Source organism: Brevundimonas sp. UBA7534, assembly GCF_002479325.1.
Lineage (GTDB): Bacteria > Pseudomonadota > Alphaproteobacteria > Caulobacterales > Caulobacteraceae > Brevundimonas.
In genome coordinates, this window is sequence record NZ_DLMO01000140.1 from 5534 (window position 1) to 14581 (window position 9048).

Annotated in this window: 10 protein-coding genes; 5 read left to right on the forward strand and 5 right to left on the reverse strand. The window is 70.5% G+C overall.

Features of this window, described 5'->3' with window-relative positions:
- From cysK to B2U11_RS11465, 5 genes are all read left to right on the forward strand, one after another.
- Positions 1-729 (forward strand): cysteine synthase A (gene cysK, locus B2U11_RS11445; protein WP_292071855.1); only part of this gene is annotated, 729 nt, incomplete at its 5' end.
- Between the two features lie 50 nt (positions 730-779).
- A complete protein-coding gene (locus tag B2U11_RS11450) occupies positions 780-1037 on the forward strand; it encodes a type II toxin-antitoxin system VapB family antitoxin (protein WP_292071856.1) in 258 nt (85 codons plus the stop codon).
- Positions 1034-1435, forward strand: coding sequence for a type II toxin-antitoxin system VapC family toxin (locus B2U11_RS11455; protein ID WP_292071857.1), 402 nt, complete (start codon positions 1034-1036; stop codon positions 1433-1435). Before B2U11_RS11450 ends, B2U11_RS11455 begins: the two co-directional genes overlap by 4 nt.
- 24 nt (positions 1436-1459) lie before the next feature.
- A complete protein-coding gene (locus B2U11_RS11460) occupies positions 1460-2680 on the forward strand; it encodes a DUF2336 domain-containing protein (protein ID WP_292071858.1) in 1221 nt (406 codons plus the stop codon).
- Positions 2681-2841: 161 nt separating this feature from the next.
- Positions 2842-3270, forward strand: a complete 429-nt coding sequence (locus B2U11_RS11465) for a MucR family transcriptional regulator (protein WP_292071859.1) — start codon at positions 2842-2844, stop codon at positions 3268-3270.
- A 195-nt stretch (positions 3271-3465) separates the two neighbouring features.
- Here B2U11_RS11465 and B2U11_RS11470 read toward each other — a convergent pair whose 3' ends face one another.
- The 5 genes from B2U11_RS11470 to B2U11_RS11490 form a co-directional block, all read right to left on the reverse strand.
- Positions 3466-4581: a DUF2336 domain-containing protein gene (locus B2U11_RS11470; RefSeq protein WP_292071860.1), complete on the reverse strand. Its 1116-nt coding sequence runs from the start codon at positions 4579-4581 to the stop codon at positions 3466-3468.
- Positions 4578-5420: a hypothetical protein gene (locus tag B2U11_RS11475; RefSeq protein ID WP_292071861.1), complete on the reverse strand. Its 843-nt coding sequence runs from the start codon at positions 5418-5420 to the stop codon at positions 4578-4580. The genes B2U11_RS11470 and B2U11_RS11475 overlap by 4 nt, the downstream gene beginning before the upstream one ends.
- 77 nt (positions 5421-5497) lie before the next feature.
- Positions 5498-6553, reverse strand: a complete 1056-nt coding sequence (locus B2U11_RS11480; protein ID WP_292071862.1) for an ABC transporter substrate-binding protein — start codon at positions 6551-6553, stop codon at positions 5498-5500.
- A gap of 614 nt (positions 6554-7167) precedes the next feature.
- A complete protein-coding gene (locus B2U11_RS11485; protein WP_292071863.1) occupies positions 7168-8475 on the reverse strand; it encodes a PQQ-dependent sugar dehydrogenase in 1308 nt (435 codons plus the stop codon).
- Entirely contained in the window at positions 8472-8909 is a 438-nt protein-coding gene (locus B2U11_RS11490; RefSeq protein WP_292071864.1) for a DUF2231 domain-containing protein, read from the reverse strand. The genes B2U11_RS11485 and B2U11_RS11490 overlap by 4 nt, the downstream gene beginning before the upstream one ends.
- Positions 8910-9048: the final 139 nt, after the last annotated feature.

Below are 9048 nucleotides of genomic sequence, written 5' to 3' on the forward strand. Positions count from 1 at the left end.
CTGATCGAGCCGACCAGCGGCAACACCGGCATCGCCCTGGCCTTCGTGGCCGCCGCCAAGGGGCTGAAGCTGATCCTGTGCATGCCCGAGAGCATGTCGATCGAACGTCGCAAGATGCTGGCCCTGCTGGGCGCCCAGCTTGAGCTGACCCCGGCCGAGAAGGGGATGAAGGGCGCCATCGCCCGCGCCCAGGAACTGTTGGAGACCACGCCGAACGCCGTCAGCCCCTCCCAGTTCGAGAACCTGGCCAATCCGGCGATCCACCGTGTCACCACCGCCGAGGAAATCTGGAACGACACCGACGGCGCGGTCGACATCGTCGTGGCCGGGGTCGGCACCGGAGGCACCATTTCCGGCGTCGGCCAGGCGCTGAAGGCCAGGAAGCCCTCGGTCAGGATGATCGCGGTGGAGCCCGAGGCGTCTCCGGTCCTGTCCGGCGGCCAGCCCGGACCGCACAAGATCCAGGGCATCGGCGCGGGCTTCGTGCCCGCCATCTACGACGCCTCGGTGGTGGACGGGGTCGAGCAGGTCTCCAACGACGACAGCTTCGACATGGCCCGCAAGGTCGCGCGCGTCGAAGGCATCCCTGTCGGCATCAGCTCGGGCGCGGCCCTGACCGCCGCCTTCCGCCTGGCGGCCAGGGAAGAGAATGCGGGCAAGACCATCGTGGTCATCATCCCCTCCTTCGCCGAACGCTATCTGTCGACCGCCTTGTTCGAGGGGCTCTGATCGTCTTTCTTCCTGCTCCGTGCTATCTTCCTGCGCAGGAGCAGGAAGACATGGCGCTCAACATCAAGAATCCCGAGGTGGACCGGCTGGCGCGGCGCGTCGCCGAACTGCGCGAAACCGGCGTGACCGAGGCGGTGCGGGCCGCCCTGGAGCGTGATGTCGTGGAACTTGAAAAGGCGCGCGCCGCCCGTCTGAAAGCCGTCGGCGCCCTGGTGCGCGAGATTCAGGCGGAGGCCCGGGCCATCCCGGACCGGGATCCCCGCTCGATGAAGGAGCACGCCGACTGGCTCTGGAGCGACGACGAGTGATCGTCGTCGATACCTCGGCGCTGGTGGCGATCATCCTGACGGAGCCTGAGGCGGAGCAGTATATCTCCGCCATCGAAGGCGCGTCGGCCATCGTCATCTCGGCGGTCAGCGTGTTCGAGGCCGAAACCGTCCTGGCCGGGCGAAGGGATGATCGCGTGGCGCGGCGGGTACGCCAGCTGATCGACGGCTGGTCCATCCGCATCCAGCCCTTCGACGACGCCCAGGCCGGTCTGGCCTCAGCCGCCTACGCTCGGTTCGGAAAGGGACGACATCCGGCGCGGCTCAACATGGGCGATTGCGCGGCCTACGCCCTGGCCCGATCCTTGGATGCGCCGCTGCTGTACAAGGGCGAGGATTTCGCGCGCACGGACGTCGCGTCCGCTCTCATCCCCGGTTAACCGTTCGCCCCTAGGTTGGAGGCGATGAGCGACGCTTCGGCCCTGTTCGGAGAGGAGACGGCGGACCCGGCGCCGCTGCGGGCTCGCCATGCCCTGCTCAAGCGTCTGGCCGACGTGGTGTCGCTGCCGGCCAGTCGGGTCAACGCCTTCGAACGGGCCGTCACCGGCGACCTGCTGGTCGAGATGCTGCGCCTGGCCATGCCCGAGGAGCGCCGCCGCGTGGCCGCCCGTCTGGCGCCGCTGGCCGAACTGCCCAACAGCGTCAGCCGCCTGCTGCTGCGCGACGAGCCGGCGATCGCGGGGCTGCTGATCGAACAATGCGCCTCGCTGAGCGACGCGGACCTGATCGGCTGCGCGCGCGACGCCGGACCCGAGCACCGGCTGATGATGGCCTCGCGCCGGGGCCTGTCGGAAATCGTCACCGAGACCCTGTTCAGCTTCGGCGAGATGGAGGTGATCGAGGCGGTGCTGCGCAACGCCACGGCGCGCCTGTCCCCGGTGGGGCTGGAGGCGGTTGTGGCCCTGACCCGCCAGCATCCGGGCCTCAGCGCGCCCTTGCTGAAACGGCCCGAACTGCGTCCCGCCGGAGCCTATGTGATGTTCTGGTGGTGCGGACCCGAGGATCGGCGCACCATCCTGCAGCGGTTCGCCGTCTCCCGCGAGGTGATGCAGGAGGTGTCCGAGGACGTCTTCGCCCTGGCCGCCACAGAGGGCTGGACGGACCCGGTGGCCCGAAAGGCGCTGCAATTCATCGAACGCCGCCAGCGCAACCGCGCCGCGATCGACAAGAGCCCCTTCGACGACCTGGAACAGGCGGTCGCGGTGGCCGCGCGCGACGGGCTGTCGCGTCAGACCGCGACCGAGATCGCCTATCTGTCGGGCATAAAGCCGCTGTCCGGCGCCAAGATCCTGGGCGACCCGGGGGGCGAGCCGCTGGCCATACTGTGCAAGGCCACGGGGCTTTCGCGCACCGATCTGCATCATCTGTGGCGGTCGATGCGGCGGCCGGAACGACTGGCCGACGGCGCCGTCCACCCGGACTGGGAGCGGGTGCAGATCACCTATGAGATGCTGGCGGTGGATCGCGCACAGACTGTATTGCGATACTGGAATTGGTCGCTCTCCTCGGCCCTGACACCCGAACTCATGCGCGCCATACGCGAGGGCGAGGAGGATGCGGTCGACGAATATTCCGCACCCGAATGGGCGGCGATGATGATCCTGGGCGAAGACTTGGGACGATAAGGTTAGCGGCTGAGAACGATCTTTGTCGTCCGAAGCACGTCAAATGACGCAGTCGATCGCCGCCCGCGATTGCTTTTGTCTGCGAACATCCCTAAGCACCGCGAAGAAGTTCGACGGGGGCGGCCGGTCGAGCGCGTTGAATCACGGAAGAGATCGGACGAATGGAAGAAAAGCCTGAACTGCTGGAAATGACGGCGGACATCGTGTCGGCCTATGTCGGCAACAACACCGTTTCGGCCGAGACTCTGCCGACCCTGATCGCCAGCATCCACGCAGCCCTGTCCGGCGTTTCGGCCGGTCCGGTCGAGCCTGAGCCCGAGCCCAAGGAGCCGGCGGTGCCGATCCGCAAGTCGATCAACCCCGACTTCCTGATCTGCCTGGAAGACGGCCGCAAGTTCAAGTCGCTGAAGCGCCACCTGCGCACCAAGTACGACATGAGCCCGGAAGAGTATCGGGCCAAGTGGGGCCTGCCCAAGGACTATCCGATGGTCGCCCCGAACTACGCCAAGGCGCGTTCGGAACTGGCCAAGCAGATGGGCCTGGGCCAGGGCGGCCGCAAACCGGCCCGCGCCACCCGCGCCAAGAAGTAAGTCGGAAGATTTCCGGCGACAGGACGCCCGCTTCCGCAAGGAGGCGGGCGTTTTTAGTTCTCCCTCCCCTTCATGGGGAGGGGTGTCGCGAAGCGACGGGGTGGGGGCCGTAAGGGCGGGAGCGGGGTGTTGTAACTTCCCCACCCGACCTCGGCTGCGCCTCGGCCACCCTCCCCATGAAGGGGGGGAGATTGGTCAGGCCGCCTGAGCGCCGCGACGCATGCGCCAGAAGCGCAGGGTGCGAAGGGCGGCGTCGCGGCTCAGTTCGCCGTAGAGCCGGCCATAGGCGCCGGCTTTGCCCATCGGATTGTCTTCCGACCCCAGCAGCACGACGGCGTAGGTCAGGAAGATGGCCCGGTCCATGTCGGCCGCCTTGCAGATGACCGCCAGGGCGTCCAGTTCCTTGCGCTCGACGATGCGCCGGGCGGTGTGGAAATCCACGTCGGCCAGCTGCGACAGGGCGACCAGGAAGGGCGTGCGGCCGTTTGAGCGCAGGAAGCGGGCCAGGATCTGCGGCGTCAGCTGGCCGGCGGCGCGCAGCTCGTTCACATAGGCGACGCTCTCGGCGTAGTCGGTCGGCAGGGCGCCGTCGTCGGTTGCGACCCGGGTGCGGCCGGCGGCCAGGGCGGCCTCCAGCAGGTCGGGGTCCATGCGCGCGTTCTGCTCCAGGATATGCTGGCGCAGCCGGGCCTCGACGACGAAATACATCTCGTTCAGCAGGTCGGCGGGCAGGCTCTTGCGCTCGACCGTGGCGGCGTGAAGGGCGGGATTTGCCTTGGCGCGCTCGACCGCCGTTTCGGACGCCGCGCGCGACAGCCGGGCGCCGTCGTTTCTCAGCAGGGCGCCGAGGGCCTCGTCGTCGCCGTGTTCGACGATGGCGTCCGACAGGGCCTCCGACACCTCGATCCGATCCGACACCGCGCGGATATGGCCCTGGCCCCGGTTGCGGATCACCTGGATCAGGTCCGCGTCCGTCAGCACCGGCGAGGCGCGCAGCACCGTGTCGGCGACCTCGACCTCGTCGTTGGCCAGGCGCTGGATCAGGCGGTGGGGCGCATGGGGCGCCTCGGCGAAGCGGCTGGCCAGCTCGGCGCGGACCGCCGTCTCCATCTCGTCGGACAATTGCGCCAGGACGTCGCCGTAGAGCGCGGTCTCGGCGGCGGTGTGGACCGGCGGCTCGCCGAAGAAGTGGTCGGTCAGCTCGCGCAGCAGAAGGCGGCGCTTCTCGCTGGAGGATTCCCCGGCCAGGGCGATCAGATGAGGCAGGCGCGAGCCTTCGACGGCGGCGTCCGCGGCGGCTGCGGCGGTCATGGCAGGTCGTCGGCCTGGGTCTGGGGCAGGGCGCGGACCGAGCCGTTGGTGTTGCGCACCAGGGCCGGCGGGCCGTCGGGCTGGGCCAGGTCGGCGCTGTTGGGCGTCTGGGCCATCTGCACCGGCAGGGCGTCCAGATAGACCGGCGCCGGGGTGCGGATGGCGTCCGGTTCGTGCCCGGCCTGGCGGTGGACCGAATAGTACCGGGCGCCCTGGGCGGACGGGGCGGCGCCGGCCTCGGGCGCGGCCGCGGTCGTGCCGTCGGGCCGCTGCAGCCGGAAGATCGGCGCATCGCGGCGGGGCGCCATCGGGTCGGCCGCCGCCGCATCCGCCACGGCCGCCTGGACGGGCGCGGGCTGAGGCTGGGGCTCAGGTTGGAGCCGGGCCTGCGGAGCCGGCGCGGCGGGCTCAGGCGCAGTGGGCTCAGGCGAAGTGGGCTCTGGCGAGGCGGGCTCCGGCGCGCTGGGCGCGGGGGCCGTCGGTCGGTAGGGGGTGGGCTCAGGCGTGGACTGCGGCTGGGGTTCGGCGGCGCGCGGCGCCAGCCAGGCGCTGGCCGGCGTCAGGCCGCGAGAAGTGGAGGTCGGGGTCGGCGCCGGGGCGATCCGGGCCAGCGGCAGGGAGGCGGTCGACGCGGCGGTGCGGGTGGGCGCCGGCCGCGTGCCCTCGGTCGCGACTTCGACGGCCGGGGCCGGCGCGGTCGCGCGCGCGGCGACGGCCGCCTTGCCCGGCCACGACAGATAGCGCAGGCCCGCGCCGTTGGTCGGCGCCTGTTGGGCCAGGGCGACGCCGGGCATGAGGCCGGCGCCGAGCAGAACGGTGGTGAGCAGGATACGGCGCAAGACGGCGCTCCGTTAAGGATCGCATCCAGACTATCCGGCACCGCTTAATCGCGCGCTAACGCGCCGTGCTGCGGTTGTCAGCCCCGGCCGGGCAGGTAGCCGTTGGTGAAGGCGTCGCGCCAGTTCAGCCCGGCGTCATAGACGCCGCCCCCGCTGGTCACCTCGAAAAAGGCCCGCCAGCGCTCCTCGGTCATGGCGCCCAGGCCGAACAGGGCCGCGTCGCCGCCGTCGACCACGGCGCGGTCGCGCAGCTGCGCGCGGGCCTGGTCCAGCAGGGGCTGGCTCATCTCCGGGTTGTCGCGTCGGATCAGGGCGTCGGCCGCCGACGGATCGCCGCGGATGTAGTCGCGCCAGCCCTCGGCCGAAGCGGCGATGAAGCTGCGCAGGGCGCCGGCGTTGTCCCGCGCGAAGGCGTTGGGCGCCAGCACCAGTCCGCCATAGGATGGGTAACCCGCATCGGCCGGCAGGAAGACCTGGGGCGTGAAGTCCGCCGCCTGCTCCACCGCATGGGGGTCGACGGTCAGGTCGCCTTCCAGCACGGCGCGAGGCTCGACCAGGAAGGCGTCCAGACGATCACTGGCGGCGCGGGCCTGGTCGTCGGCCAGGCCGTAGGTCGCCTTCAGCCAGACCCACAGGCCGGCGCCCGGCGGTTCGGCCAGCAGGAACCGGCGGCCGCGAAGCTCGGCCAGGGCGGCCAGGTCCTCGATCTGCGGCTCGGCGTGGGCGATCAGGACGCGCGGATCCTTCTGGAAGAAGGCGGCGACGGCGCGCACCGGCGCACCGGACGCGACCAGGTTCATCGGGACGAAGCTGCTGGCGCCCAGGCCCAGCTCGACCGCGCCCGAGGCCAGCAGCTGGGGCACGTTCACGCCCGGCCCGCCCTGCACGATCTGGACGTTCAGCCCGCGCTTCTCATAGGCCCCGCCGGCCACGGCCTGGTAGAATCCGCCGTGCTCGGCCCCGGCGCGGGCGTCGGTGGCGAAGCGCAGCCGCACCCGCCCCTGCTCGTCCACCGGCGCCTCGGTCCGCCCACAGGCGCGCAAGCCCACGGCCCCGCCGGCGACGACGGCCGCGCCGCCCGCCATAAGGGCGCGGCGTCGGGTCAGAAGGGGGGGAATCCCACGCGAAGGCATGGGTCTGGTTTAGGGGCGGATGCCGGCCTTGGAAAGGCGGCGATCACGGCCGCGTCGACCGCCGCCGGAATTGAGCGAGGGAACGAAGCGTCCGGGCGAACCCGTGCTCTTCGTCCCCTCGCCAAGTCCGGGTTGGACTTGGCCGGTCGGGTCTGGACCTCGGCCTGGGCGCCGTCGCAGGCGAACCTGAAAGGGCGGTCGGCTGTATCCTGTCGCGCTCCTGGTCTCCGGCGTTCCGCAAACCCTGGGGTCCGCGCCGTCCATCGATCCCGATCCGGTTCCCCGTCCTTGTCCGATCCGGAGATCGGGAAAGGTCGGAGCCTGGATCCCGCCTGTCGCCCGTTACGATCCGAAGACCGCCCGAAGCGCCAGGTCGGAGAGCCGGGCCGGTTCGCTTGATTTCCAAGGTCTCCCCTGGTTTTCCGCGCCGCCGTGTCCCTCTGGCCCGTTGACGTTCCGACGAAACCCGCTATGAGGCAAGCGCCCGAACTCGCCCCGATGTGCACCACTGGCCCGGCGGCGGGGGACAACCCTGTGCATATCCGTGGACGGATCGAATTCGCTTTGGCGGATCAGGGGTTTGCCTTGTCCACAGAAAGCAGGGCCCGGCCCGCTCAACCGCCCGGCGCGATGCGCCAGACCGTGTTCGACACGTCGTCGGCGACCAGCAGGACGCGCTTGGCCGGATCGAAGGCGACGCCGACCGGGCGGCCGCGCGCCTTGCCGTCCTTGAGGAAGCCGGTGGCGAAGTCGACCGGCTGGCCCGACGGGCGGCCGTTGGCGAAGGGGATGAAGACCACCTTGTAGCCGGACGGATCCTGGCGGTTCCAGCTGCCGTGCATGCCCACGAAGGCGCCGGTCGAGAAGGGCCCGCCGAAGCCGCCGTCCCGGGCGAAGTCCAGCCCCAGCGCCGCCACGTGCGAGCCCAGGGCGTAGTCGGGGCGAATGGCGCGCGCGACCAGATCGGGCTTCTGGGGGTGGGCGCGCGGATCGGTGGTCTGACCCCAGTAGCTGTAGGGCCAGCCGTAGAAGGCGCCGTCGCGCACCTGGGTCAGATAGTCGGGGACCAGTTGCGGACCCAGTTCGTCGCGCTCGTTGACCACGGACCACAGCAGGTTGGTGGCGGGCTCGATCGCCAGGGCGGTGGGATTGCGGATGCCCTCGGCGATGGTGCGGTGGGCGCCCGTCTGGCGGTCGATCTCCCACACCACGGCCCGGTCCTGCTCGACCTCCATGCCGCGTTCGCCGATGTTGGAGTTGGAGCCGATGCCGACATACAGGAAGCGGCCGTCGGCGCTGGCGGTCAGGGCCTTGGTCCAGTGGTGATTGATGCGCGAGGGCAGTTCCGTCACCCGCTGGCCGGGGACGGAGATGCCGGTCTGGCCCGGCTGGAACGGGAAGCGGGTCAGGGCGTCCTGTTCGGCGACGTAGAGGGCGCCGTCGACATAGGCCAGGCCGTAGGGGGCGTTCAGGTTCTCCACCAGGACGGCGCGCAACTCGGGCCGGCCGTCGTTGTCGGCGTCGCGCAGCAGGGTGATGCGGTCGCCGCCCTTCACGCTGCTCTTGCCGCGGGCCTTGATGACGCCGGCGATGACGTCCTTGGGCCGCAGCTTGGGGGCCTCCTTGCCGCCCGACCCTTCGGCCACCAGCACGTCGCCGTTGGGCAGCACCAGCATCTGGCGCGGAATCTTCAGGTCGGTGGCGAAGGGGGTGACGGTGAAGCCGGCGGGCACGGTCGGCAGCTCGCCGTTCCAGGGACCGGGGGGCGAGACCTTCATCGGCGGGATCAGGGTCTGGTCCTGGCGCGGCAGGTCGGGCTGGGCGCCCGTCTGGTTCAGCGACGGATCGCTGGAGCCGCCGCAGGCGGCCAGGGCGAGGACCAGGGCGGAGGCGGCCGGGGCGCCGAGAAGACGACGGATCATCGGGCGATCTCCCGCACGGTCGGGGTGGAATAGGCGAACCAGCCGGCCACCAGGGCCAGCAGGGCGGACAGGATCGACAGGGTCAGGCCGAAGGCGCCGACGGAGCTCCAGGCGTCCTGGCTGTGCTTGAAGGCGTTGATCAGGCCGATGATCCAGGCCAGGGCCAGGGCGCCGACATAGATCGCGCTGGCGCGCCGGGCGGGGCCGCGCCAGTCCAGCGCCAGCCGCACCAGGGCCCAGACCCCGACTAGGCCGCCGAACACCAGGGCGCCGACGATCAGCCAGGCCGAGAAGTTCGACCACTGCATCTCGGCGGTCTTCAGATAGGCGATGTCGGTGAAGACGGTGAAGACGAACAGCACGATGGGAAAGCCCAGCAGAATGTCGTGCAAGGGGCGAAGTCGGGCGCGGATGTCCCCTGTCGCGGAAAGCATGGGCTCTGTTCCTCCTCGATCCCGAACCAGCGAGCCAGGGTCCAATCCCCAGCTTGGCTTTTGGTTTCGCCGAAGGACCCGATGCGGCGGTTTCACGCGGCCCTGCGGCCTCAGCGAGAGGCGGCGTCCAATCGGGCGT

Excerpts from the sequence above, each read along its gene's own strand:
- B2U11_RS11485 (WP_292071863.1), bottom strand. The coding sequence starts at position 8,475 with ATGATCCGTCGTCTTCTCGGCGCCCCGGCCGCCTCCGCCCTGGTCCTC.
- B2U11_RS11470 (WP_292071860.1), bottom strand. The coding sequence starts at position 4,581 with ATGACCGCCGCAGCCGCCGCGGACGCCGCCGTCGAAGGCTCGCGCCTG.
- B2U11_RS11460 (WP_292071858.1), top strand. The coding sequence starts at position 1,460 with ATGAGCGACGCTTCGGCCCTGTTCGGAGAGGAGACGGCGGACCCGGCG.
- B2U11_RS11490 (WP_292071864.1), bottom strand. The coding sequence starts at position 8,909 with ATGCTTTCCGCGACAGGGGACATCCGCGCCCGACTTCGCCCCTTGCAC.
- B2U11_RS11465 (WP_292071859.1), top strand. The coding sequence starts at position 2,842 with ATGGAAGAAAAGCCTGAACTGCTGGAAATGACGGCGGACATCGTGTCG.
- B2U11_RS11450 (WP_292071856.1), top strand. The coding sequence starts at position 780 with ATGGCGCTCAACATCAAGAATCCCGAGGTGGACCGGCTGGCGCGGCGC.
- B2U11_RS11480 (WP_292071862.1), bottom strand. The coding sequence starts at position 6,553 with ATGCCTTCGCGTGGGATTCCCCCCCTTCTGACCCGACGCCGCGCCCTT.